General features: G+C 71.9%; 24 protein-coding genes and 1 pseudogene. 14 read left to right on the forward strand and 11 right to left on the reverse strand.

The genetic code is table 11. The features are described from left to right. Nucleotides 1–19 precede the first annotated feature (19 nt). Nucleotides 20–499 carry a MarR family winged helix-turn-helix transcriptional regulator gene (locus ACZ6ZN_RS18955; RefSeq protein ID WP_469647615.1) on the forward strand — a complete coding sequence of 160 codons (480 nt, stop codon included), beginning with the start codon at nucleotides 20–22 and terminating at the stop codon, nucleotides 497–499. Nucleotides 500–572: 73 nt separating this feature from the next. Here the strand turns inward: ACZ6ZN_RS18955 and ACZ6ZN_RS18960 are convergent, their stop codons facing one another. Further along, complete coding sequence (locus ACZ6ZN_RS18960) at nucleotides 573–1652, reverse strand: ABC-2 transporter permease (protein ID WP_469648042.1); 1080 nt, start codon at nucleotides 1650–1652, stop codon at nucleotides 573–575. 323 nt (nucleotides 1653–1975) lie between these two features. Here ACZ6ZN_RS18960 and ACZ6ZN_RS18965 point away from each other — a divergent pair. Next, a pseudogene (locus ACZ6ZN_RS18965) lies at nucleotides 1976–2835 on the forward strand (IS5 family transposase). A gap of 71 nt (nucleotides 2836–2906) precedes the next feature. Beyond that, nucleotides 2907–3164 (forward strand): DUF6221 family protein, encoded by a 258-nt coding sequence (locus ACZ6ZN_RS18970; protein ID WP_469647617.1) that lies wholly within the window; start codon nucleotides 2907–2909, stop codon nucleotides 3162–3164. A gap of 20 nt (nucleotides 3165–3184) precedes the next feature. Here ACZ6ZN_RS18970 and ACZ6ZN_RS18975 read toward each other — a convergent pair whose 3' ends face one another. Together ACZ6ZN_RS18975 and ccrA are read right to left on the reverse strand one after the other, a co-directional pair. Next, a complete protein-coding gene (locus ACZ6ZN_RS18975) occupies nucleotides 3185–4951 on the reverse strand; it encodes a 3-hydroxyacyl-CoA dehydrogenase family protein (protein WP_469647619.1) in 1767 nt (588 codons plus the stop codon). Continuing rightward, nucleotides 4948–6303, reverse strand: a complete 1356-nt coding sequence (gene ccrA / locus ACZ6ZN_RS18980) for a crotonyl-CoA carboxylase/reductase (RefSeq protein WP_469647622.1) — start codon at nucleotides 6301–6303, stop codon at nucleotides 4948–4950. The genes ACZ6ZN_RS18975 and ccrA overlap by 4 nt, the downstream gene beginning before the upstream one ends. A gap of 213 nt (nucleotides 6304–6516) precedes the next feature. Between ccrA and ACZ6ZN_RS18985 the strand changes: the two genes are divergently transcribed. The 3 genes from ACZ6ZN_RS18985 (at nucleotide 6517) to ACZ6ZN_RS18995 (ending at nucleotide 9221) form a co-directional block, all read left to right on the forward strand. Then, entirely contained in the window at nucleotides 6517–7287 is a 771-nt protein-coding gene (locus ACZ6ZN_RS18985) for a thioesterase II family protein (protein ID WP_469647624.1), read from the forward strand. Continuing rightward, on the forward strand, nucleotides 7284–8321 hold the full coding sequence (locus ACZ6ZN_RS18990; protein ID WP_469647627.1) for a 3-oxoacyl-ACP synthase III family protein: 1038 nt from the start codon (nucleotides 7284–7286) through the stop codon (nucleotides 8319–8321). Before ACZ6ZN_RS18985 ends, ACZ6ZN_RS18990 begins: the two co-directional genes overlap by 4 nt. Before the next feature lie 81 nt (nucleotides 8322–8402). Next, entirely contained in the window at nucleotides 8403–9221 is an 819-nt protein-coding gene (locus ACZ6ZN_RS18995) for an SAM-dependent methyltransferase (protein WP_451879917.1), read from the forward strand. Between the two features lie 70 nt (nucleotides 9222–9291). On the opposite strand, the gene ACZ6ZN_RS19000 is transcribed toward ACZ6ZN_RS18995, so the two are convergent. From ACZ6ZN_RS19000 to ACZ6ZN_RS19025, 6 genes are all read right to left on the reverse strand, one after another. After that, entirely contained in the window at nucleotides 9292–9939 is a 648-nt protein-coding gene (locus ACZ6ZN_RS19000; protein ID WP_469647630.1) for a hypothetical protein, read from the reverse strand. Between the two features lie 137 nt (nucleotides 9940–10076). Continuing rightward, nucleotides 10077–11729, reverse strand: coding sequence for a multicopper oxidase family protein (locus tag ACZ6ZN_RS19005; RefSeq protein WP_469647632.1), 1653 nt, complete (start codon nucleotides 11727–11729; stop codon nucleotides 10077–10079). Between the two features lie 99 nt (nucleotides 11730–11828). Then, the gene (locus ACZ6ZN_RS19010) at nucleotides 11829–12662 is read right to left on the reverse strand and encodes a hypothetical protein (RefSeq protein ID WP_469647635.1); all 834 of its coding nucleotides are present in this window, start codon (nucleotides 12660–12662) and stop codon (nucleotides 11829–11831) included. A gap of 134 nt (nucleotides 12663–12796) precedes the next feature. Next, nucleotides 12797–13117, reverse strand: coding sequence for a hypothetical protein (locus ACZ6ZN_RS19015; RefSeq protein WP_398111610.1), 321 nt, complete (start codon nucleotides 13115–13117; stop codon nucleotides 12797–12799). A gap of 62 nt (nucleotides 13118–13179) precedes the next feature. After that, nucleotides 13180–13512, reverse strand: a complete 333-nt coding sequence (locus ACZ6ZN_RS19020) for a hypothetical protein (RefSeq protein WP_469647638.1) — start codon at nucleotides 13510–13512, stop codon at nucleotides 13180–13182. Between the two features lie 106 nt (nucleotides 13513–13618). Beyond that, complete coding sequence (locus ACZ6ZN_RS19025; protein WP_469647641.1) at nucleotides 13619–14416, reverse strand: DUF427 domain-containing protein; 798 nt, start codon at nucleotides 14414–14416, stop codon at nucleotides 13619–13621. 309 nt (nucleotides 14417–14725) lie between these two features. Here ACZ6ZN_RS19025 and ACZ6ZN_RS19030 point away from each other — a divergent pair, with 309 nt between their 5' ends. Next, nucleotides 14726–15715 (forward strand): aldo/keto reductase, encoded by a 990-nt coding sequence (locus ACZ6ZN_RS19030; RefSeq protein WP_451879981.1) that lies wholly within the window; start codon nucleotides 14726–14728, stop codon nucleotides 15713–15715. A gap of 81 nt (nucleotides 15716–15796) precedes the next feature. Here the strand turns inward: ACZ6ZN_RS19030 and ACZ6ZN_RS19035 are convergent, their stop codons facing one another. Together ACZ6ZN_RS19035 and ACZ6ZN_RS19040 are read right to left on the reverse strand one after the other, a co-directional pair. Continuing rightward, nucleotides 15797–16402 (reverse strand): dihydrofolate reductase family protein, encoded by a 606-nt coding sequence (locus ACZ6ZN_RS19035; RefSeq protein WP_469647643.1) that lies wholly within the window; start codon nucleotides 16400–16402, stop codon nucleotides 15797–15799. 111 nt (nucleotides 16403–16513) lie between these two features. Next, nucleotides 16514–17800 carry an MFS transporter gene (locus tag ACZ6ZN_RS19040; RefSeq protein WP_469647646.1) on the reverse strand — a complete coding sequence of 429 codons (1287 nt, stop codon included), beginning with the start codon at nucleotides 17798–17800 and terminating at the stop codon, nucleotides 16514–16516. Between the two features lie 421 nt (nucleotides 17801–18221). On the opposite strand from ACZ6ZN_RS19040, the gene ACZ6ZN_RS19045 reads away from it, so the two are divergent. From ACZ6ZN_RS19045 to ACZ6ZN_RS19075, 7 genes are all read left to right on the forward strand, one after another. Then, entirely contained in the window at nucleotides 18222–19244 is a 1023-nt protein-coding gene (locus ACZ6ZN_RS19045; protein ID WP_451879986.1) for a FecCD family ABC transporter permease, read from the forward strand. Between the two features lies 1 nt (nucleotide 19245). Further along, nucleotides 19246–20019, forward strand: coding sequence for an ABC transporter ATP-binding protein (locus tag ACZ6ZN_RS19050; RefSeq protein ID WP_469647649.1), 774 nt, complete (start codon nucleotides 19246–19248; stop codon nucleotides 20017–20019). A gap of 15 nt (nucleotides 20020–20034) precedes the next feature. After that, nucleotides 20035–21045: an ABC transporter substrate-binding protein gene (locus ACZ6ZN_RS19055; RefSeq protein ID WP_469647650.1), complete on the forward strand. Its 1011-nt coding sequence runs from the start codon at nucleotides 20035–20037 to the stop codon at nucleotides 21043–21045. A 110-nt stretch (nucleotides 21046–21155) separates the two neighbouring features. Next, on the forward strand, nucleotides 21156–21902 hold the full coding sequence (locus tag ACZ6ZN_RS19060) for a class I SAM-dependent methyltransferase (protein ID WP_469647653.1): 747 nt from the start codon (nucleotides 21156–21158) through the stop codon (nucleotides 21900–21902). Continuing rightward, on the forward strand, nucleotides 21899–22708 hold the full coding sequence (locus tag ACZ6ZN_RS19065) for a Rossmann-like domain-containing protein (RefSeq protein ID WP_469647654.1): 810 nt from the start codon (nucleotides 21899–21901) through the stop codon (nucleotides 22706–22708). Before ACZ6ZN_RS19060 ends, ACZ6ZN_RS19065 begins: the two co-directional genes overlap by 4 nt. Next, on the forward strand, nucleotides 22705–23709 hold the full coding sequence (locus ACZ6ZN_RS19070; RefSeq protein ID WP_469647656.1) for a GHMP family kinase ATP-binding protein: 1005 nt from the start codon (nucleotides 22705–22707) through the stop codon (nucleotides 23707–23709). The genes ACZ6ZN_RS19065 and ACZ6ZN_RS19070 overlap by 4 nt, the downstream gene beginning before the upstream one ends. Next, nucleotides 23667–24707, forward strand: coding sequence for a pyridoxal-phosphate dependent enzyme (locus ACZ6ZN_RS19075; protein WP_469647658.1), 1041 nt, complete (start codon nucleotides 23667–23669; stop codon nucleotides 24705–24707). Before ACZ6ZN_RS19070 ends, ACZ6ZN_RS19075 begins: the two co-directional genes overlap by 43 nt. Nucleotides 24708–24728: the final 21 nt, after the last annotated feature.

Below are 24728 nucleotides of genomic sequence, written 5' to 3' on the forward strand. Positions count from 1 at the left end.
GTGTCATGAGGGAGCAGCCATGTCAGACACCACGTCACCGCGATTGCCCCACGCGGCGGCCGACGGGCCACTGAGCTACGCCATCTTCCAACTCGCCCGCACGCACCGCGCCCACGCCGCCGCCATGCTGCGCACCATGGGCCTGCACCCGGGGCAGGAGCTGCTGCTGATGCAGCTCTTCGACCACGACGGCCTGACACAGGCGGAACTGCTGGAACGGGTCGGCCTCGACCACTCCACCGTCTCCAAGTCGCTGCGGCGCATGCAGGAGGCGGGGTTGCTCACCCGTGAGCCCGCTCCCCATGACCGGCGGGTCATGGTGGTCCGCCTCACCGACACCGGCCGCGCCCTGCAGAAGCCCATCGCCGACATGTGGCGCTCCCTCGAGCGGATCTCCGTACGCGACCTGACACCTGACCAGGTCGAAGAGTTCACCACGTGTGCGCACCTCATCGAGCAGGCGGTCAAGGACCGGAGCCGGCAGCCCCCGGGCGAGTAGGCAGGCAGCGCGGGTGGTGCGTCGCGGCAGCGGGAAGGTGGCGCCGCCCCCCTCCGACGTCCCTGTACGGGCGTCAGGTTCCGCCGCCGTCGGGTGCCGTGTCCTCGGCAGGCTCCCGGTCCCGTCCGCCCGGGTGGCGGTGCCGCCAGGTCCAGAACACCGCGCAGGACACCAGCGCCCAGCCCGTCAGCACCAGGAACGGGAAGGCGTGCTGGTGCCGCGCGAAGTACACCGCCGTGTGCTGCGCGTTGACCGACGCGCCCGGCGGCAGCCAGCGCCCGATGACGCCCAGCGCGGACGGCAGCAGCGGCCACGAGACAGCACCGCCCGAGGAGGGGTTGCCCAGCAGGACCATGACGCCCCAGGTCGGGAGCATCGCCCAGCGGCCCACCAGGGTGTTGAACATGGTGAACGTCATGCCGCTGGCGAACATGGTCAGGGCCAGGATCAGCCACGACTCCACGAACGGCAGATCGAGCGCGCCGAGCAGCCAGTCCACGGCCGCCGCGATGGCGAAACCGCCGAGCAGTGCGTAGGCGGCGGTGAAGGCGATCCGCTCGACAGGGGTGAGCGCGCGGGCGTGCACGCTGAGCTGGATCGCACCGACGAAACCGATGATCACGGCGGCCAGGGAGACGTAGAAGATGGCCAGACCGCGCGGGTCGCCGTCCTGGAGCGGGTTGACGTCCCGGACGGTCACCGACACCCCGGTCGCCCGCCCCACCTTCGGTGCCGCCTGCGCCAGCAGCTCCGCCACGGAGGCACCGGAGGCGGAGGACACGTCCAGCAGGACGTGCCGCCCGCCCCTGCCCAGTTCGAAGATCGCGAAGACCCGCTGCTCCTCGACGGCTTCCAGGGCCGCCGCCCGGGAGTCGTAGGTCCGGGTGCGCATGGACGAGTTGAGTGCCGTGCCCAGCCCTGTCAGGAACGCCCGGCCGCGCTCCTGCTGATACGGCCCGACGACGGCCGTGGGGAGCTGGTGCGGGGTCGGATTGGCCATGGCGTACGTGTACGACCAGGCGAACAGCCCGGCCGCCGCGGCCAGGATGAACACCAGCACGGTCGCGGGCCACCACGGCGTCCCGCGGAAGTGGCCCCAGCGGCCCCAGCGGCCCCCGTGTCCCGGGAGCGCCTCCCGGCCGTCGCCGGCCACCTCGGGATTGTCGTGCACGTTCGCCCGTCCTTGGTCGTGCGGATCCGGCCGCCGGTGCACGTGCACAACGCCGCTGGTCCGGAGCAGCACCGGCGGCCCGGTCGGCGCGGTACGGCGTCGTGAGCTCCGGCCCCATCGTCACGCCCGAGGCGGCACTGTCCCTCCACCAACACACGGTCTCACCTGCGCGGACCAGTGACACCGCACGTCCGGCCGCCCCACCTCCTGCCGCCGAAGCCGCCACGTGCCGCGCCACCGGCACCTCGTCCCTCCGGTGGGAGGGCTAGAGCGTGTCTCTTTGAGAGCTGATCAGTTGATCGGATATGCCTGTCCGGTTAGTGATCACTGATGCGATGTGGGACCGGATCGAGCCGCTGATGCTGGCCGATCCGGTCCGTGGGCGGCGATGGGCCGACCACCGCCGCACGCTGGAGGCCATCGCGTGAAAGTACCGCACCTGCTCGCCCTGGCGCGACCTGTCGGACGAGCTCGGTTCGTTCCAGACCGCTCACAAACGGCTGATCAGGTGGGCCGTGGACGGCACCTGGGAACGGATCCTCGCCGCAGTCCTGGTAGCGGCCGATGACAGCGACGACATCGGCTGGACCGTGTCAGTGGACTCCACCGTCTGCCGAGCCCATCAACATGCCGCCGGAGCCAGGAAAAGGGGGCTGCGGACCGTTCCGAACCAGACGATCACGGTCTCGGACGCTCCCGCGGCGGCCTGAGCACGAAAGTCCATCTCGCCAGCGACAGCTATGCACGACCCCTGGCCCTCCGCGTCACCGCAGGCCAGGCGGGTGACGCACCGGCCTTCGAGGCCGTCATGGCTGGCATCCGCGTTCCGCGGAGCGGACGTGGCAGACCGAGGGCGCGCCCGGAGGCCGTCCTGGCGGATCGCGCGTATTCGTCGCGTGCGATCCGTGGGCAGCTGCGCCGACGAGAGATCCGTGCTGTCATTTCACAGCCGTCCGATCAGGTTGGTCACCGTCTGCGGCGAGGTAGCGCAGGCGGTCGCCCGCCGGCCTTCGACGCTGAGGCGTACAAGCAGCGCAACGCGGTCGAACAGTGCATCAACCGGCTCAAGCAGTGGCGCGGTCTGGCCCTGCGGACGGACAAGCTCGCCATCGCTTACCAGGCCGCACTCCACCTCGCTGCCGTCCTTATCTGGGCCCGTAGATGACCCAGCTTGGCAGCTGAACTGATCACGGTGAACCCACCCGATGGCCCTTGCTTCTGCGCGAAGATCAACCCATGGACGACCTCGTGAAGTTCCTTCGGGACCGCAACATGGAGGACAACCACGCCTATGCCGAGGTGGCTCACCGCTTCGGCGCCGACGCCCTCCTCGACAGCCACCTGCCGATGCTCGACCTGGTCGACATGCTGGCCAGGGACTACCAGGCGATGGACTCGGCGGATTCACGTCACGCAGGGCTCGCGTATGCGCTGAAAGTGCTGGCACAGTCCTACGCCGAGCACTCTCAGTACCGACAGGAGTGGCGTCCATAAGCCGACCAAGGAGACATCCCCTAGGGCACGCGATGCGTGGTGGTGCGGAGACCGTCGCGGTTCTTGCGGCCGAGCAGGCCGGCGGTGACGAGTTCGGCCAGGGCCTTCGAGGACTGGTGGGTGGCGGGGAACCGGTCGTGGAGACGGTGCTGGATGGCCAGACTGACGTCCAGACCGATGGTGTCGAGCAGGGCGAAGGGACCCATGGGGTAGCCGTAGGCGCGTTGGACGGCAGTGTCGGTGTTCTCGATGACATGGTCGTCGGCGCCCCGCCGGTCGAGCAGGTCCAGGGCGGCGCCGAGGTAGCCGAAGAGCAGGCTGTTGACGATGAAGCCGGTCCGGTCGGGGCAGTGCACGGGGGTCTTGCCGAGCGCGTCGCACCAGGTGTGAGCCGTGGCGAGGGTGGCGGGGGAGGTGTGGGGGGTGTGCGCGATCTCCACCAGCCGCATGACGGGCGCGGGGTTGAAAAAGTGCAGGCCGATGACGTCGGCGGGACGGCCCGAGGCGTCGGCGCAGGCGGCGACGGACAGGCTGGACGTGGTGGTCGCCAGAAGAGTGCCGGGGGCACTCGTCTCCCCGAGGGCGGTGAAGATGTCCCGCTTGACGTGGGGGTCCTCGGCGGCGGCCTCGACGATCAGGTCGCAGGCGGCCAGTGCGGCGATGTCCGTGCCGGTGTGCAGGGAGGCCAGGGCCTGATCGCGGGTGGCGGGTGTGATTCTGCCGCGGCGTACGGCGCGGACGAGGGAGTCGGCGATGCCGTCCAGGGCGGCCCGGGCCTTGTCCTCACTGCGGGCGACGAGCACGGTGGGGTGGCCGGCCGTGGCGGTGACCTCGGCGATGCCGCGGGCCATGGCGCCGGAGCCGACGACACCGACCCGGTGGACGGTGCGGGCGGCACGCGTGTCGGGGGTGGCGGTGTGTTCGGGCAGGGGTGCCCCGGTGTCGTCGTACGTGTAGAAGCCGCGACCTGACGTGCGGCCGAGGCGGCCGTCGTCGATCAGGCGGGTGAGGACGGGCGCGGGGGCGTATGAGGAGTCGCCGGTGTGTCGGTGCAGGTCCGTCAGGGCGGCACGGACGGTGTCCAGGCCCATCGCGTCCAGGGTCTCCAGAGGGCCCGCGGGCAGTGCGCAGCCCAGGCGCATCGCGGTGTCGATGGCGTGGTGGGAGACGTAGCCGGTGTCGTGGAGCGCGGCGGCGCGGTTGAGCAGGTTCAGCACGAGGGCGGTGGCGTCGACGGCGGCCTGGGTGCCCACCTGGACGGCTGTGAGCCGGGCGGCCTCGACGACCTGATGCGCGGCGCGAGCGGCTTCGGGGGAGGTGAGCGCGGTGTGGACGGGCTCGGCGGGGGAGCCGGCCGCGGGTGGGGTGAACAGGCGCAGTGCTGCGAGGTCGGCGGGGCGGCCCGAGGCGATGGCGAGCCGGGCCAGGGGGAGCGTGGCGGTGGTGGTGACCAGGGGGGTGCCGGGCGGGCAGACCTCGTGGACGCGGCCGAGAGCCTTCGTCTTCGCGTCCCAGTCCTCGGGGACGGCTTCGACGACCAGGTCGCTCCCGCGCAGCAGGCCGTAGTCGTCGCCCAGGACGGGCTCGGGTCCGCCGGCGGTGACGGCCGCTTTCAGGCGCCGGGTCAGCCGGGTGAGGACGTCCAGGTCGGTGTCGACGCCGATGACCCGGTGGCCGGTGGCGTGCAGTGCGCGCAGCAGCGCTTCGCCGATCGAGCCGAGGCCGACGACGCCGATCACCGGCGCGGTCGCGGAGGGGGGCGCAGGGGTGGGTGTGGGTGTCGTCATGGCGTGGGTTCCTGATCCTGGTCCTGGCGGAAGCGGTTGATGGCCGTCAGGTGGCGGGCGCGCAGTGCGGGATCGCTCACGCCGAGGCCTTCCCGGGGGGCGAGGCAGAGCACGCCGACCTTGCCCTGGTGCAGGTTGCGGTGCACGTCGTAGGCGGCCTGGCCGGTGTCCTCAAGGGGGTACACCTTGGACAGCGTGGGGTGGATCTTGCCCTTCGCGATGAGCCGGTTGGCCTCCCAGGCCTCGCGGTAGTTGGCGAAGTGCGAGCCGATGATGCGCTTCAGCGACATCCACAGGTAGCGGTTGTCGTACTCGTGCATGTAGCCCGAGGTCGAGGCGCAGGTGGTGATGGTGCCGCCCTTGCGCGTGACGTAGACGGACGCGCCGAAGGTCTCCCGGCCCGGGTGCTCGAAGACGATGTCCACGTCCTCGCCGCCGGTCAGTTCGCGGATGCGCTTGCCGAAGCGCTTCCACTCCCTGGGGTCCTGGGTGTCCTCGTCCTTCCAGAACGTGTAGCCCTCGGCGGTGCGGTCGATGACGGCCTCGGCGCCCATCGAGCGGCAGATGTCCGCCTTCTGCTCACTGGAGACGACACAGATCGGGTTGGCGCCCCCGGCCAGAGCCAACTGCGTTGCGTAGGAGCCCAGTCCGCCGCTCGCGCCCCAGATCAGGACGTTGTCGCCCTGCTTCATGCCGGCGCCGTTGCGCGAGACCAGCTGCCGGTAGGCGGTGGAGTTGACCAGGCCGGGGGCGGCGGCCTCCTCCCAGGTCAGATGGGCGGGTTTGGGCATCAGCTGGTTGGACTTCACCAGGGCGATCTCCGCGAGGCCGCCGAAGTTGGTCTCGAAGCCCCAGATGCGCTGCTCGGGGTCGAGCATCGTGTCGTTGTGGCCGTCGGCCGACTCCAGTTCCACGGACAGGCAGTGGGCCACCACCCGGTCGCCCACCCTCCACCGGTTCACGCCCGGACCGGTGCGCAGGACGACGCCGGACAGGTCGGAGCCGATGACGTGGTAGGGCAGGTCGTGCCGGGCGGTGTCCTCGGACAGTCGGGCGTAGCGCTGGAGGAAGCCGAAGGTCGCCACGGGTTCGAAGAGGGACGACCAGACGGTGTTGTAGTTCACCGACGAGGCCATGACCGCGATGAGCGCCTCGCCGGCAGCCGGCTGGGGCACCGGCACGTGCTCGATGTGCAGGGACTTGCGGGGGTCCTTGTCACGGGAGGCCAGCCCGTCGAACATGGCGGTGTCCTCGCGGCGCACCACGGCGCCCCGGTAGGACTCGGGCAGGCGCAGCGCGGCGATGTCCTGCGGCGATGCCTCACCGGTCACAGCTTGGATGATCTCGTCCACGGTGTTTCCCGATTCCTTCCGCCACGGCGAACAACTGCTGCGTCACCCGCCAGCGTGCGGGCCCCCGGCCGGACGGGACCACCCCGGACCACCCCCTGACTTTCCGCCCGGCGATCGAGGGGGCGATTCAGGGGGGTGTCAGGGGAGGTGCGCGGGGGCGAGGGCGGCACATGCTCTCGGTGACGCACGCCCGGGAGACGTCGAGGAGACGCCATGACCGCACACCACGGTGACAGTCCGTGGCTCAGGAACTTCTTCCCCGCCCCCCAGGCGCCCGTGCGGCTGGTGTGCCTGGCGCACGCGGGCGGTTCGGCGAGTTTCTACTTCCCCGTGGCCCGTGCGCTGTCCCCGAGGATCGAGGTGCTGGCAGTGCAGTACCCGGGGCGTCAGGACCGGCGCGGCGAGAGCCCGCTCGGTGATCTCGACGTCCTGTCCGAGCGGATCGCGCACGCCCTGGAGCCGTGGACGGACAAACCGTACGCGCTGTTCGGGCACAGCATGGGCGCGCTCGTCGGCTTCGAGACCGCGCGCCGGCTGCGGACGGCCGGGCGGGGGCCGTCGCGGCTGTTCGTCTCCGGGCGCCGCGCGCCGTCGCTGGACACCGCCGGCGAGTACCAGCCCGTCACCGACGAAGAGGTCCTGACGGAGATAGCCCGACTCGACGGCACGGGCCCGCAGTTGCTGGAGGACGAGGAGACGCTGCGGATGATCCTGCCCGCGCTGCGCGCCGACTACGGAGCGGTGCGCCGCTACCGCTACCGGCCCGGGCCGGCGCTCACCTGCCCCATCACCGCCTTCACCGGCGACCGTGATCCCAAGGCGACGCCGGAGCAGGTGCGGGCGTGGCGGGCGCACACGACGTCCTCCTTCGAGCTGAACGTGCTGCCCGGCGGACACTTCTTCCTCGTCGGGGAGCAGCACCGAGTGCTGTCCACCATCCGGAGGCAGTTGGGGTCCGCGGTGCGTCCGGCGGTGGTGTCATGACGGCGCGTGCGGTGGGCCCGATCGGGGTGTGGGGCACCGGCGCGTATCTGCCCGAGCGGGTCGTCACCAACGCCGAGGTGGGCCGCCGCGCAGGGGTGAGCGCGGAGTGGATCGCACGCAAGACCGGCATCGTGGAACGGCGTTACGCCGCTGATCACGAGGCCGCCTCGGACCTGGCCGCGCACGCAGGAGCCCGGGCACTGGCGGATGCCGGGGTACGGGCCGACGAACTCGCCTGGATCATCGTCGCGACGTCGACGCCGGACCATCCGCAGCCGGCCACCGCCGCGCTGGTGCAGCACAGGCTGGCCGCCTTCGGGGCCGCCGCGTTCGACGTCAACGCGGTGTGCGCCGGCTTTGTGGCCGCCCTGCACACGGCTGCCCGGCTGCTGGCCGTCGACGACGGCGAGTCCGGCGGGACCGGCGGCGGACGGCGGCGCTGTGCGCTGGTGATCGGTGCGGAGGTGTACTCACGGATCATCGATCCGGCCGACCGCAGGACGGCGCCGCTGTTCGGTGACGGGGCCGGTGCGGTGGTGATCGGGCCGGTGGGCGAGGGCCGGGGCCTGGTGGGGACGGCGATGCGCACCGACGGGCATCTGCACGGGCTGATCGGAGTGCAGGCGGGCGGGAGCAGGCAGCCGGCGTCGGAGAAGTCCGTGGCGCGCGGCGAGCACTACTTCCGCATGCAGGGCCGCCTGGTGCGTGAGTTCGTCGAACGGGAGTTGCCGGCCGCGGTCACGGCCACACTGGAGCGGTTCTCCGTCCGGCCCGGCGAGGTCGACCACTTCGTGCCGCACCAGGCCAACGGGGAGATGCTCCAGTCGGTGACCGCCCTCCTGGGACTGACCGCGGCGCGGGTGCATCTGCCGGTGGACCGGCACGGCAACACCGGCGCGGCGTCGATCCCGCTCGCCCTTCACCACGCGGCCCGCGCCGACGGAAAGGGCCTGGAAGACGGGCAGTTGGTGCTGCTGGCCGGGTTCGGCGGGGGGATGACGCTGGGCACGACGCTGCTGCGCTGGGGGCGCTGAGCCGACGCTTCACCCGCGCCCGGGCCGCCGAGAGGTGGGAGTGGCGAAAGCGCGGGTGCGCGGGCCCGGTTGCCGGGGAGAATGGCCCCCATGACGTACGAAGGCTCCTACATCGACCCGACCAGGCCGAGCATCGCCCGCGTCTACGACTACCTGCTCGGCGGCAAGGACAACTACGCCGTGGACCGGGAGATCGGCGACGTGTTCAAGCGCGATCTGCCCGGGTCGGTCGCCATCGCCTTCGCCAACCGGGCGGCCCTGGTCCGGGCGGTCGCGGACATCGCGAGGACCACCGGCATCCGGCAGTTCATCGACCTGGGCAGCGGGCTGCCGACCGCGGACAACGTCCACCAGGTCGCGCAGCGTCACGCGCCCGAGTCCCGGGTCGTCTATGTCGACATCGACGGCCAAGTACTGGTCCACGGCCGTGCACTGCTGGAGAACAACGACCGGACCCGCGTCGTCGCGGTCGACGTGCGCGACCCCGAGGGCGTGCACTCCCACCCGGCCACCCGGGAGATCATCGACTTCTCCCGCCCCGTAGCCGTCATCCTCAGCGCCATCCTCCACCATGTGAACGACGACGAGGACCCGGCAGGCATCGTCCGCTACTGGCGCGACCACGTCCCGAGCGGCAGCCACTTCTTCATCAGCCACTTCCGCTCCGGCGACAACCCGGAGACGACGCAGGCCGAGAAGGTGCTGCAGCAGACGTTCGGTCGCGGCCGGTGGCGCACGGACGCGGAGATCGCCTCCCTGCTGGACGGCCTGGAGATCCTCGACCCGGGCATAGTCCCCGCGTCGCTGTGGCGTCCCGACGAGACCGACGGCCCGTGGGGCGGACGAGAGCTCACGGTCTGGGAACACCTCATCGCCGCGGGAATGGCCCGCAAACCCTGACGAGCGACGAGCGACGAGCGACGAGCGCCAAGCGCCGCGCGCCAGGCGCCGAGCACCGAGCGCCGAGCGCCTACCGCGTCCGGTTGCGGGGCATCAGGCCCGCGCGGCGCGCCAGTTCGTCCTCCGCTCCAGTACCGCGGCGCCGTCCCGGCGTGGCACGGACGACGTAGCGGAAGGGCAGCCCGCCCGGTTCGGCCACCATGCCGCCGAACCGGGTGTCCCCGGCGAACCACACCCGGTCCGCCGGGCCGGACCCCCGCGGACGCGGGCCGTCCCAGCCGTCCGCGGGGACGGGGAAGGAGCAGTGGCTCTGACCGTCCGGCTGGAGCAGCACCACCCGCCCGTCCGTCCCCCAGCGGCGGCCCCCGGCCCGCTCACCCTCGGCGGCGACCACGCGGACCTCCTGCGTCCGCACGGGCCAGACCTGCCAGCCGTAGGTGGACATCACCAGCCGCTCCCGGCGTCGCGCCCGGCGCCACAGCAGCGTCAGACCGCCCGTGACCGCGATGACGGGGACCACGCACGCGGCGGTGACCGAACCGGCGGCGGACCCGGGACCGGCCAAGGACAGCACGGCCACCAGCAGCAGCACCTCGGCGATCAGCGCCAGGACGCCCCACCGCAGGCCTCGCTCACGACGCCGCAGCACGTCCTCGACGCCCGGCGTGTCCATCGCCACTCCGGGCAGCACCTCGTAACCGTACTCAGCAGCGATCATCGCGCTTCCCCTCCCCGACGGACCGCGGTGCGGTGCTTCACCGACCGCCGCCCAAGCCCCCGGCGGCGGCTCGCGGGCCTCCGCCACGACCAGAGCCTACTGGCCCCAGCGCGGTCGCCGTCCGGGCGGCGCGGCTCTCACCTGCGGTAGCCGAGCACTGTCATCATCCCGCTCTCCGAGTGGTACAGGTTGTGGCAATGCAGCATCCACAGCCCGGGGTTGTCCGCGTCCAGGTCGACCACCAGCTTCCGGTGCGGCAGCACGATCGCGGTGTCCTTCCTGGCGCCGGCCCCGTCCAGGCCGGTGAGGGCGAAGGTGTGCCCGTGCAGGTGCATCGGATGCCACATGTCGGTGGCGTTGATGAGGGTGAGGCGCACCCGTTCACCGGCCCGCACGGCATGGCGCCGCTGCGGCGAGTAGGCCCGGTGGTCGAAGCCCCAGTCGTACCTCTCCATGCCGCCGGTGATGCGGATGCGCAGCTCGCGGTCGGGCTCCCGGTGCTCCAGGGCCACCGACTCGTCCGGCACCAGGCGCCGCGCGGCCACGGTCCGTCCGTCCAGTTCGTCCGGGCGGGCGGTGACCGGTGGAAGCGTCCGCGCTCCCTTGCCCGTACGCAGCACGGCAAGGGCCCGCCCCCTCTTCCCCTCGGCCAGCGCCACCAGGGGAAAGACGCCGTCCCGGGCGGTGACGAGGACGTCGTAGCGCTCCGCCATACCGACGAGCAGGGCGTCGGTCCTCCTGTGCTGCACGGGATAGCCGTCGGTGTGCGTCACCGTCATGGTGTGGCCGCCCAGGACGACCCGGAAGGCCGTCTCGGCGCCGGCGTTGATGATGCGCACCCGGATGCGGTCGCCGGGGCGGCAGCGGAACACCGACGGGCTCTCGGGCAGGCGGCCGTTGACCAGATAGTGGGGATAGGCGACGTGGCCGGCCGGTCCGTGCAGCATCCGGCTGCGTGCCCGGTGCAGCACCCGGGAGGGACCCGCGGCCTTCCGGCCGGGTGTCGGACGCGTCGAGCCGCCTCGGCCCGAGCCCGAGCCCGAGCCCGAGTCCGAGTCCGAGCCCGAGTGGCCCGCACCCATCCCCGCGTGCCCCGAGCCCCTCGCGTCACCCGGCCTGAGCTGGTCCAGCACCTCCTCGGGGGTGGAGCCCTGCACTCCGTCGAGCCAGTCGTCCAGCACGACGATCCACTCCGCGTCGTAGGCCAGGGGCTCCCGCGGGTCGTCGACGATCAGCGGCGCGTACAGGGCGCGGTCCGACTGCATCCCGACGTGGGAGTGCATCAGGTACGTCCCGGGGTGGGGGACCGTGAAGCGGTAGCGGAAGTCGGTCCCGGGCCGGACGGGCGGCTGGGTGAGGTCGGCGACCCCGTCCATGTCGCAGCGCAGCCGGACCCCGTGGGAATGCAGTGCCGTGACGGCCGGGAGCCGGTTGGCGAGGGTCACGTCGAGCACCTCGCCGGCGCTCGCGCGCACCAGCGGCCCCGGAAGCGCCTCGTCGTAGGCCCACGTCCGGACGGTACGCCCGCCCAGGTCCAGTGACGCCTCGGCCGCCGTGATGCGGTACGTGCGGACCGGCCCGGAACCGCGGGCGCGCTCGGCCGCGAGGACCTCCGGGTCGGACGGGTTGACGTACCCCCGTGGGCCGTCCGGGACGAACGCGTTCCTGCCGCCGTACCCCTGGGGGCCGGAGCGCGGCACACGGTCCGAGCCGGTGCAGGAGGACAGCAGGCCCCCGCCGGACGCGGCGAGCGAGGCGCGCAGCAGGGTGCGCCGAGAAGGATTGGGCATGCCTCCATGAGACAGCCGAGGTGATCATGCAGCCCGTCGACGCCGCCGAATGCCCGCGGTGCCGGTGCGAATTCCACCGGCAGGCGGAACACCCGCGGGTCAGGGGCGTTCGAACAGCTGGAGGAGGCCGCCCGCGGAGAAGCATCCGGCGCCGAGGAGGGTGCCCCAGTTGGCGATGTCGGCGTTGATCAGGCTGCCGGTGGCGGGGCGGGTGTAGGCGGCCAGCGCCGAGATCATGAAGAGGATCGAGCCGAGCTGGTTCACCGCGACGATCCACCAGCCGAGGCTGCGCCGGCGCAGACACGGCCACCCCCGGTGGCAGATCTCGACGAAGGCGAGGTGGCCGGAGATCAGGAACAGCAGGCAGCCGATCACGTCCGGGGCCCAGACGAGCCGGTTGATCTGCCGCACGCTCAGCCCTTGCAGGAACGAGTCGAGCAGGTCGACGGCGAACACCAGCGTGCCCGCGAAGAGGACGAACGTGCTCAGCCAGTCCACCCGCGCGGGTTCGTAGCTCCACCAGCGCCAGTCCCGTGTGAACAGGCGCCCGTCGCCGCCGGGTTGATGACGCGGGGCGTTGACGACCTGGAGCAGGCTGACGTATCCGCCGGTGGTGAAGAACACGCCGCCGGCGAAGTAGACGGAGGCGCAGGTGGTGGCGTCCCCGGAGCCGAACTGGGCGATGGCGGCACCGGCGGTGAACAGGGCGCCGCCGATCACGAAGGCCGTCGCCGCGATGGCGTTGAGTCTGCGCATCCCGGCGAGCGCGCGCTCGCCGACACCGGTGTGCCGGCCGGCCGGCCGGGCCGCGATGATGCCGCGGCGCCGGGCAGGCCTCGACTCCCACACGGCGGTGCCACCGCCGGGCGGCTGCCAGGTGAGCCGGGTGGTGAACGGTCCCGCGCCTTCGGCGCGCTGCTCGGCAGGGGTCATGCGGACGGGAGGGCGGCAGTGCTGAACACGCCTCGACTCTGCCAGAGCCACTGCCGCGACACGGTCATTTGCCGGTGTCCATGCGCATGTCGGTGGTGCCGGGGCATTCCTCGCGCGACCGGTGACCGGGCCGGTCAGGGGTCCACCGCCGGACCGTGGGTACGCACCGAGGCATCCGGCGCCAACGCCAGGCCCGCCGCCGCGAGGAAGTCCTCGAGTTCGATGACACCTCCGCCGGTGCCGTCGTCCCACTCGGTCAGGACCCCTGAGCGGCCCTCCTCCCAGGACTCCGGCGTGTCGGCGTCGTCGCCGGGGCCGGAATGCCACTCGACGGAACCCTCACCGTGCCGGTACCGGAGATACAGGTACTGTCCGTCCGCCGTCCAGGCATCCCACTGCGACGGGTGCCCGGCACACGTCTGCACGACCCGGGTCAGTGTCCGAACCTCAGCCATGGCGGTACTCAGTGCTCCTTCGCCTCCGGTCGAGACCGACCTGGGTCGTAACCGGCCGAGGGTTACGCCCGCGGCGGGCCAGGCCGGCGGTGACGATTGAGCTCGACCCCGCAGGCGACCGCCAGACACACAGCTCCGGCAGCCATGGAGCCGAAGAAGAGCCCCTCGAACAGCAGGCTGTTCGCGCCCTCGACGGTGCCGTCCTCCCGCGTGCACGACTTCTCGAAGGGGAAGCGGGCCGTGTGCAGATCCCCGCAGATATTCTGCAGGTCCTCATGGAGCACGCTCGCGTTGACCCAGGACATCGCCCACAGGAGGAAGAAGACCCCGGCAAAGGCGCAGACGGCCCCCCACAGCCGGTTCAACTGCGCATCATCCATACCGGTGTTCGTCACCTGCCGGAGCGTACCCTGCCGTACGGGCGTCAGGACCCCGCACTCCTGTCCCGGGTGGTCGTGACGCTCACCGCCCGCGTCCCCGACACCCCCACGCGTCGCCGCGTCACCACAGCCGGGTGCCCGGGGCGCCCTTGAACGGTCCCCGCACCTCCGCGGTGATCCAGCCGCCGTAGAAGTCACCCTCCTGCGCCGTGACCTCCTCCTCGTCGACCGTGCAGCGGTCCATGCGGCTCGGGTAGAAGGCGAAGAAGTCGGCAAGGAGCGCGTAGCCGGGCTCGGGACGGGGGTAGCTCCAGGCGGCACGAGCGCGTACGGCGTCCCCGACGACGACGTCCCAGTAGCGGGCGGAGCCCTTCCACTCGCACCAGGTCCGCTCCGCCATCGCCGGGAAGAGCAGCTCCCTCCGTACGTCCTCCGGAGGGATGTAGAACACAGGGGGATGGCTGGTCTCCAGTACCCGGACGGCCCTGCGGGTCTCGGCCAGCACCTGGCCGGCCCACTCCACGCGTACCTCGCGGTCGTCCTCCCGCAGGACGGGCGGCCGCGGGTAGTCCCACACCGACTCGGGCGGCCGCGGCGCGGGAGGCGGCTCCGGCCGTTCCGGCGGGTCCAGGTACGTCTCGTCCTCGTAGCACCAGGCCCATGGCCGGTCACCTGCCAGGGTGCGTGCCACGGGGTGAGCGCTGGAGTCGAAGTGGGCCGTGGCGTGAGCGCCGGGAGAACTGTCGTCACAGCCCACATGGCCGCAGGTCAGGCACAGCAGCAGGCCGGCCGGTGCGCGTCCGCGCGCCGCGCAGGGCGGGCACGCCCGAGTCAGCGGGGGCGGATCCGCCGTCCAGGTGTGGGAGCAGGATCTACCCGCGGGCCATCCGCCGTCGGGCCGGGGTGTCCATCTCGTCATCGGTGACCACCGGCCCGTGCGGTCGGTTTCACGCTTCCCGGCGGCACTGCGCCCCGGCCCACGCCCGTGTCGATCACGATCTCTCCTCTGCGGTTCCCGTATTCACCCCTGCTTCGCCCCGGCACCGCGCCGGGGATGCAGTCACCGGCGACGGGAGGAGCGGGCGCGCGGTACCGCGCACGGGCGGCCCCGCCCGTCCGTCGCCTGTCACTTGCCCTGGAGTGCGCTCGAAGTCGTAGCGTCGAGAACACGACGGAGCGCGAGCCGCCCCCGAGGACGATCAAACGTGCAGGAAGGCTGGGACACGACATGCAGAAGCGCAGTCTGCGGGAATTGCAGGTATCGGCCGTCGGCCTGGGGTGCATGGGCATGTCGGCCTTCTACGGGACCACCGACCAGGACGAGGCCGTCGCGACGATCCGGCACGCCCTCGACCTCGGGGTGAACTTCCTCGACACCGCGCAGGTGTACGGACCGCTCACCAACGAGTCCCTCGTCGGAGAGGCGATCCGGGGGCGCCGCGACGACTATGTGATCGCCACGAAGTTCAACTACCGGATGGACGACGCCGTACCGGGCGACGGCAGCACGGTCGGCCCGCAGGACGGCTCGGCCGCACATGTCCGCAGCTCCGTCCACGGCTCCCTGAAGCGTCTGGGAACCGACCACATCGACCTCTACTACCAGCACCGGGTCGACCCGAACGTGCCGATCGAGGAGACGGTCGGCGCGCTGGGCGAACTGGTCGCCGAGGGGAAGGTGCGCGGCATCGGACTGAGTGAGGCGAGCGCACGGACGATCCGGCGCGCGCACGCCGTGCACCCGGTCACGGCGGTGCAGAGCGAGTACTCGCTGTGGTCGCGGGACGTGGAGGCCGAGGTGCTGCCCGCCTGCAGGGAGCTGGGCATCGGCTTCGTGCCGTACTCACCTCTCGGCCGGGGCTTCCTCGCCGGACGGTTCACCTCGCCGGACGACCTGGACGTCGACGACTGGCGCCGCCAGAACCCGCGCTTCCAGGACGCCAACCTGGAGGCGAACCTGCGGCTGGCGGCGAAGGTGAAGGAGATCGCCGCCGAGAAGGACGTCACCCCGGCCCAGCTCGCCCTCGCGTGGGTGCTGGCCCAGGGCGAGGACCTGGTGCCGATCCCGGGCACCAAGCGCCGCACCTACCTGGAGCAGAACGCCGCCGCCGTCGACGTCGACCTGACGAAGGACGACCTGGCCCGCATCGACGCGGAGCTCCCCGAGGCGGCCGGTGAGCGCTACGACGAGGCAGGCATGCGGTCCGTCAACCGTTAGGCACTGATCTGTCCAGGTCACCCCTCACGCGCCAGGTGGCGGCGCGCGCGACTGCCGTCCCCATGCCCTGATCGACGGCGTTCACGCGGGGACGTCGAGCGGGGGACGCTCGAGCACGCGCGGCTTGTACTCGACCAGCTGGATGCGGCCGTCGAAGGTGCGGTGCTCGGTCATCTCGAGGGCGACGTCGGGGTAGCCGTCGTAGATGCGTTCCTCGCCCGTGGCCCCGGTGATCACCGGGAACATGACGACCCGGAAGCGGTCGACGAGTCCGGCCCGGAGCAGGGACCGGCACAGGCTGAGGCTGCCGATCGTGGTGAGGAGCCCGGAGCCGCTGGACTTCAGGCTGCGGACCGTCTCGACGGCGTCACCGCGGACGAGTGTGCAGTTGGCCCACGTGAGTGGCTCCTGGAGTGTGGAGGAGAACACCACCTTGGACGCCTGCGTGAGCTCGTCGACGGACGCTTCTTCCTCGGGCCGGAACTCGCCCTGCCCCTCCGGGACCTGCCCTGCGGCGAAGCCCGACATGAGGCGGTAGGTGTTCGCTCCCATCAGGTAGGTGGCCTCGGGCTGCTCGCCGAGCCAGGCGAGGTACTCCGGGCCCTCCAGACCCCAGAACCCGGGCCATCCCTTTCCCGAGGCGTGACCGTCGAGGGAGGTGATGAAGTCGATGAGAAGCTCGGACATGTCGGGGTCCTTTCCTGAGGTGTCACGAGCTTGGACCGCCCGCGCGCCGCAAACTCATCGGCCGCGCCGTGAGGTGACCGGAAAGGCCCGGGACAGCGGTGGCCGGTCACCTCACCCGGGCCCGCGGCGGGCGTCGCCGGACCCTCGTTCGGTCGAGAAGGTACGGGCGCTGGGCACCAAGGCGGCGGTGGCCGGTGCCGCGAAGCAGACGAGTGCGCAGGCCGCGAGGACCGCTGTGGCGCCGAACGCGTCGATGGCGGGGGCGATGACGGCCAGTCCGACCGGGGCGAGGCCGTAGGAGAGCAGGAAGTCCAGGGACGAGACGCGGGCCAGTCTGTCCGGGGCGACCTCGCGCTGGGCGGCGGTGAACCACGGCACGTTGAACAGTTCGATGCCGATGCCGGCGACCGCGTACGCGGCCATCACGACGACCGGGTGCACGGGGAACACCAGACTGAGCGGGGCGAAGCCGTAGCAGGCCAGGCCGGCGAGGGCGGCCCGGCCGGGGGAGCGCGGACGCCAGCGGGCGATCAGCAGCGCACCGCCGAGCGCTCCGGCGGTGTAGGCCGTCATCGCACCCGCGAGAACGACCTCGGTCCCGTACTCGTCCCTGCTGACCATGGGCAGGGCGACGCCGGTCGCGGAGTAGCCGGTGGCTATGACGGCCGTCAGCGCCCCCAGACCGGCCAGGAACCAGGGGTGCCTGCGCGCCTCGCGGACACCTTCCGCGAACTCGGCCAGGAAGGACGCCCTGCCCGTCCCGGGCGAAGGCCGCGGCGCGTCGTCCGCAGCCACGGGTCGTGCACCGGGTCCGGGGACGCAGGCCGCGACGAGCCAGAGCAGCCCGATGCCCCACAGCAGCGCCCACGTGTCGAGGAACACGGCGAGCAGCGCGGCCAGGGAAGGGCCCACCAGCGTGGTGACCCGCACCGCCAGGGTCATCGCGGCATTGGCCTGCTGCCGGCGACCGGCGTCGACCACCTCGGCGGTGAGGGCCTGGTAGGCGGGTCGGCAGGCGCCTTGGCCGGCTCCCGCCACCGCGGCAGCCGCCGTCATCAGCAGCACCGAGCGTCCCAGCCCGGCGGCGAGCACGGGGGCCGCGGCTCCGGCGGCGAGACCCGCCCACAGCACCACGCCCCGGCGGGAGTGCCGGTCGGCCAGCACTCCGGCCACGGGCACCGCGGCGAGGAATCCGACGGTGCGCGCGGCGAGCAGCAGGCCGAGGTCCGTGGCGGAAAGGGTCCGGTCGAAGACCGCGAGGCCGAGGACGAAGGGCAGGGCCCAGGTGGCCAGGCCCGAGGCGGTGGCGCCCGTCCAGAGGCGGAGGAAGGCCACGTCGAGAAGGATCGAGCGCTGCTCGGCGGGATGCGACTCGGCGGCGGGGGCGGGGGTGGACACGGGGGAGTGCTCCTGTCCTGTCGGTGACGGGGGATGGGGCGCGGTCGGCTGCAACGTCCCTGCCGGGCGGCGAAGTTGCGCGACGGGACCGGCTGTGGCGGACGCCGGGCAGCGCGGCGCGGACGACACACTATCGCAGTGATAATCATTTCCATTAGAGTGCCACCGGCCGCTCGCTCACCCCGAGGGGCGTCGATCGATCCGCACTTGCCTGCCGGGCTGGACGGCGTGCTAGGTTCTTGCTTGTGAACATGATTTTCATTAACGAGAGTGATGAGGGGACGTGAAGGTGCCGCACCAACCTCCGCTCGCGCGCTCCGCGTCCTCGCCCGGCGTGAGCGCGGAGGAGGTCGCCCCCGCCGAGGCGTGGGAGCCCCGGTCCGGGAAGGCCGCGCGCGCTCGACTCGCGTCCCGCCAGGCGCTGGTCCTCGGTTGCGCCGTGCTGGCCGCCGTCCTGCTCGTGTCCGTCGTCGTCGCCATCGGGCTCGGGCCGGCCGTCGTCACCCCCGGTGAGACCGCTCGCCACCTGTGGGCGGCTCTCAGCGGGGGGCGCATCGGCGCCGACGAGGTGACGACCTATCAGATCATCTGGCAGATCCGTACACCGCGGGTGCTGCTCGCGGCACTGGTGGGGGCCGGGCTGAGCGCGGTGGGAGTCGCCATCCAGGCCATGGTGCGCAACGCCCTGGCCGACCCCTTCGTCCTCGGGGTCTCCTCGGGCGCCTCCGTGGGCGCGGTCGGGGTCACGGTCACCGGTGGCCTCGCGGTGCTCGGCATCCACGCCGTCTCCGTCGGCGCCTTCGTCGGCGCGCTTGCCGCCTCGCTCCTGGTCTACGCCGCCTCGGCCGGCCGCGGTGCGCTGTCCCCGCTGCGCCTCGTGCTGACGGGCGTGGCCATGTCGCTGGGATTCCAGGCTGTCATGAGCCTGATCATCTACCTCGCGCCGGACAGCGAGGCGACGAGCATGGTCCTGTACTGGACCATGGGCAGCTTCGGTGCCGCGACCTGGGGCGCGCTGCCCGTCGTCGCCGCCGTCGTGTCGGCCGGCCTCGCGGTGCTGTACCGCCACGGGCGGGCCCTGGACGTGCTGTCGCTCGGGGACGAGACCGCCGCGAGCCTCGGCTTCGATCCCGACCGGCACCGCAAGGTGCTGCTGGTGCTCGTCTCGCTGGTGACGGGCGTCATGGTCGCCGTCAGCGGCGCCATCGCCTTCGTCGGTCTGGTGATGCCGCACGTGGTGCGGATGGTCGTCGGTGCCACGCACGCCCGCGTCCTCGCCGTGGCCCCCCTGGTCGGGGCGATCTTCATGGTGTGGGCCGACCTGGCGGCACGCACCCTGGTGGCCCCGCGCGAGCTGCCGCTGGGAGTCATCACCGCGCTCGTGGGGGTGCCGGTCTTCATCGCCCTGATGCGACGCCGGGGCTACACCTTCGGAGGGCGCTGACATGGACCTGGAACTCGATGAGCTCTCCGTGGTGACGGACGGCAGGAGTCTCGTGCACGCGCTGTCCCTGACGGTGCCGGACGGTCAGGTCGTGGGGCTCGTGGGGCCCAACGGAAGCGGCAAGTCCACGGCGCTGCGGTGCGTGTACCGGGCACTGCGTCCGAGCTCCGGAACCGTCTGGGTGGGTGAGCAGGACCTGACACGACTGCCCCTGCGCTACAGCGCCCGGACCATCGCGGCCATGACCCAGGACGGCGGCGTCGACTTCGACTTCACGGTCGAGGAGGTCGTCGCGCTCGGACGCGCGCCCCATCTGCGCGGCAACCAGGCGCTCAGCCGCCGGGAACGCGAGCTGTGCGAGCGGGCGATGGAACGACTCGACATCGCCCACCTCGCCCACCGGGGCGTCCTGACGCTGTCGGGCGGCGAGCGGCAGCGCGTCCTGCTGGCCCGCGCCCTCGTGCAGGAGCCGGAGATCCTCGTCCTGGACGAGCCGACCAACCACCTGGACGTCCGCCACCAGGTCGACCTGCTGACGATGCTGCGCGCCTCCGGGCTCACCGTCCTGGTCGTCCTGCACGACCTCAACCTCGCCGCGGCGGCCTGCGACCGGCTCGGCGTGCTCGCCCGAGGCCGCCTGGTGGCCTCCGGCGCGCCCGCGGACGTGCTGACGACCGACCTCGTCGGTGACGTCTTCGGCGTCCGGGCCAGCGTCGTCCCCCACCCGCTGACCGGCGCTCCCCAGCTGCTGTATGCGCTCAACTCCACTTGCTGAAAGGCTGTTCCACGCATGCGTACAACCCGCAACCTCGCCGCGGTCCGAAGGCCCGCCGCTCTCGGCTCCGCGCTGGCCGCGGTCCTGGTGCTCACCGGATGTGGTGCCGAGGTCACCTCGGACGCCAAGGAGTCCCGCAAGGTCACCGTCAAGCGGTGCGGTGAACCGGTGGAGTACACGGTGCCCGAGCGGGCCGTCGCCTACGAAGGCGGCAGCGCGGACAAGCTGTTCGCCCTCGGCCTCGCCGAGCACGTGTACGGCTACGTGATGCCGCCCGCCAACCCGCCGGTGAGTGAGTCCCCATGGGCGTCCGACTATGCCAAGGTGAAAATGCTCAGCGATGACCTCCTGAACAAGGAGGTCGTGGTCGAGGCGAAGTCCGACTTCGTGGTGGCCGGCTGGAACTCCGGTTTCAAGGACGAGCGGGGCATCACACCCGAGATCCTGGACAAGCTCGGCATCCAGAGCTTCATGCACACCGAGAGCTGCTTCAACTACCCCGGCCACCCCGAGCGGATGAGCCCCTTCGACGCTCTCTACACCGACCTCGAACGGCTGGGCAAGATCTTCCGGGTCGAGAAGAAGGCCACGGAGGTCGTGGACGCGATGAAGAAGCGCGTGGCGAAGGTCGAGGCCAAGGCCCCCGACGGCGATCCCGTGCCCGTCTTCCTCTACGACTCCGGCACCGACCAGCCGTTCACCGCGGGCAACCAGGTACCGCCCAACGACATCATCAAGACGGCAGGCGGCAGGAACGTCTTCGACGGCCTCGACGAGCGCTGGACCCAGGTCAACTGGGAATCCGTGGCCGAGGCGGAGCCCGAAGTCGTCGTCATCCTCGACTACGGCGACCTGCCCGCCGAGAAGAAGATCGACTTCCTGCGGAAGTCCCCGCACACCAGGGAACTCCCGGCCGTGAAGAAGGGCAACTTCTTCGTCCTCGACTACAACGAGGGCATCAGCGGCCCCCGCAACATCGACGGCCTGGAGAAGTTCGCCGCCTACCTGCGCGAACTCAAGGGCTGAGTCCCCGCACGCCACGGCCTGTCCGGCAGCCACCGACGCCCGCCGGACAGGCCGTCCTTCGGCGTGGCCGCGCGCCACCCCGCCAGGTGACAAGGAAAGGACCCTTGGACATGACCCCCGACGCGACCGGCCGGGCTCTTCTCGAGCAGCTGCCGCCGCCCCTGCCCGCCGACCGGATCATCTCGCTCAACCAGCCCAAGGCGGATCTGCACACCACACGCACCTACGCATGGAACGGCTGGACGTTCGACGTCCCGCCCGGCGTCTTTTTGCCCGGCTGGACCAGCCGCCTGATCCACGAACGCGTGCTCGACGGCCGTATCGAGACCCGCGGCCTGCGGTACGCCGCCATGGGTGTCGGCTTGGGCGTCGAGGCCGTCGCGGCCGGTGTCCGGGGCGCCCGGGAAATTCACGCGCTCGACGTCCACCCCCAGAGCGTGGCCGCCGCCACCCGCCACTACCGGCGCCTGGTCGGCGAGCGCCCCGCGTTCCACCCCGCGGTGAGTGACGTCTTCGACGCTCTGCCCGAAGGCGTCCAGTTGGACGTCGTCACCTTCAACCCGCCTGCCGTCAGCCAGACCGTCAGTGACGACCCCGACGTCGTCCGCAACGTGTGCGTGGGCGCACCCCTGTTGGCGACGTTCTTCGCCCAGATCACGGAGAAGGACCTGCTGGCCCCCGGCGGCGAGATCCACGTCATCGCCTCCAACACCGCGGACCTGCGCGCCCTTGTCCAGCACGCCCTGGACCACGGGCTCCGTCCCCGGATCGACCATCTCCACGACTGGCAGGACGGCGTGCTCACCTACCTCTTCCGCATCACCCACGACACCCCCCGTCCCGGAGGACAGCGATGAAGAACACCGAGGAACTCCTGGCCGCCGTCCTCGCCGGCGAGCACGGCCCCCGCCCCGCCGACCTCGTCGCCACCAGCGTCTTCTGGGTGCACCACGGCACCCGCCTGGCCGGCGGCAACACCACCTACCTCAACCAGTACGTCCTCGTCCGGCTGGGCGACTCCTTCGGCGGCTGCGCCTTCGAGGCGGGCGAGGTCGACCCCTCCATCTGCCGCGACGCCTCCGGCACTTCCGTCGACACGCTGCTGCGCGAGGCGCCGAAGCCGCTGAAGGTCGCCGCGCTCGACGCCTACCTCAGCTCGGTCCGCCCGCACCGGGAGGCGCAGGAGGCGAAACCGGTCACCTTGCCCGCCGGGACACCCGAGACCCGGGCGCTGGCCCGGGACGCGGCCATCGCCGGGCTCCTCGACATCGACGCCGGGGCCAGGGTCGCCCTGATCGGGGTGGTCAACCCGCTCGTCGCGGCCATCCGCGAACGCGGCGGTGATCCCCTGCTCTGCGACTTCAACCTCCGCGCCACCCAGTGGGGCGACCCGGTCACCGACGACATGCACGAGGTCCTCGACACCGCCGACGCCGTCGTGGCCACGGGCATGACGCTCAGCAACGGAAGCTTCGACACCGTCCTGACCCGCTGCCGCGAACGCGGCGTGCCCCTGGTGGTCTACGCCCAGACCGGCAGCGCCGTGGCGCGCGCCTTCCTCGGGCGGGGCGTGACCGCCCTGTCCGCGGAGCCCTTCCCCTTCTCCCAGTTCAGCGCCGAACCCACCACCCTGTACCGCTACCGGGCGGCGGCCGGCACATGACGGCCGCCACCCGCCGGCCGGGAGCCCCTGCCCGTGACACGGAAGGCGTCGGACGCGCCGCCTGCCACCACGGCGAGATCCTGCAAGGTGTCTTCCTCGACCAGCGGCGTCGCCCCGTCCACGCACTGGTCACGCTGCCCATGCACGGACCGGGCACCACCGCCCGCTTCGCGCGCCGGCCAGGCACGCCACCAAAGGAGGTGACGGTGACGCCCGCCGGCCGGACCAAGGCGCGGGCGGCCGCCGTCCTGGCGGTACGGGAGTGCGCGGCGCGCCGCGACGCGGAGCCCTGCGGCGGGGAGCTGACCCTCGCCGGGGACCTCCCCGTCGGGCTCGGCATGGGATCCTCCACCAGCGACGTCATCGCCACCGTACGGGCGGTCGCCGACTCCTGGGGCGTGCTGCTGCCCGCGGAGACGATCGCCCGCCTCGCGGTGCGCGCCGAAGGGGCCAGCGACCCCCTGATGCACGGGTCACGTCCGCTGCTCTTCGCGCAGCGCGAGGGCCGCGTCCTCGAAGTGATGGGCTCCGCGCTGCCGCCCGCCGTGGTCGTCGGGTGCGCGCTCGCCGGCGGCGCGCCGGTCGACACCCTCTCCCTCCCCGCGCTCCACCACCACGACGACGACCTCGCCGCCTACGGGCACCTGCGCCGGATGCTCAGACGCGCGGTGACCGACGCCGACACCGCCCTGCTCGGCCGGGTCAGCACCGCCAGCGCCCGACTGCGCCAACGCGTCCTGCGCCACGACGAGTTCACCGCGCTCACCGGCATCGCCGACGCGACGGGCGCCGTCGGCGTGCAGATCGCCCACAGCGGCAACGTCGCCGGCCTCCTCTTCGACCCCCGCGCACCCGGCCTGCACCACGGTCTGCGCCGGTGCACCCGCGCCCTGGAACGCGAGGGCATCGCGCCGACCCGCACCTTCACCACCTTCACGTCCCCCAGTGAGGAGTCCCCGTGGACGAACACATCTCGGAAGCCATCGGACGCCCGGACCTGATACGCCTCGACGACGGCCTGCTCTGCCTCCGCTTCGAGACCATGAAGGTCGTCTCCGCCCTGGCCGCCGTACGCCACCTGCTCGACACCGGAGCCGTACGACGCGGCGACACCCTCGTCGACAGCTCCAGCGGCATCTACGCCTACGCGCTCGCCCTGGCCTGCCACCGCTACGGCATGCGCTGCCACATCGTCGGCTCCACCACCGTCGACCGGACCCTGCGCGCCCAACTCGACGTGCTCGGCGCCCACCTGGAGCAGATGCCGCCCAGCAGCAGCCTCAAGCTCGACCAGAACCGCCGTGTCGCCCGCGTACGCGAGATCCTGCGGCAGCACCCGGACTACCACTGGATGCGCCAGTACCACGACGACGTCCACTACCTCGGCTACGAAGCCGTCGCCGAGCAGATCCACGACCGGATCGGTGGCGACTCGCTCACCTTCGTCGGCGGGGTGGGCTCCGGCGCCTCCACCGGCGCCCTCACCCACTACTTGAGGAAACGCGCCGTCGACGTACGGCTCGTGGGCGTTCAACCCTTCGGGAGTGTCACCTTCGGCAGCGACCACGTCGCCGACCCGGAGATCATCATCGCCGGGATCGGCAGCTCCATCCCCTTCGGCAACGTCCGCCACGACCTCTACGACACCGTGCACTGGCTGTCCTTCGACGCCGCGCTCGCCGGCAACGTCGACCTGCTGCGCCGGCACGCCGTCTTCGCGGGTCTGTCCACCGGAGCCGCCTACCTGGCCGCGCGGTGGGAACGCCGCGAAGAGCCCGCCCGTACCGCCCTGTTCCTCGCCGCCGACACCGGCCACCGCTATGTGGACACCGTGTTCGCCCGGCACCGGGAGGCCGCCCGGATCGAGGACCTGGCACCCCGGACGGTGACCGGCACGGACGAACTGTCCCTCCCATGGTCCCGCATGCACTGGGCCGGCTCCCCGGCACCCGAGGCAGCGCTCTTCGCCCAGGCCGCCGCACCTGTGCCCGGCTCGTAGTCCACGGGCGGTGCGGCGGGG

The sequence above is a fragment of the Streptomyces sp. NPDC053665 genome (assembly GCF_055585285.1).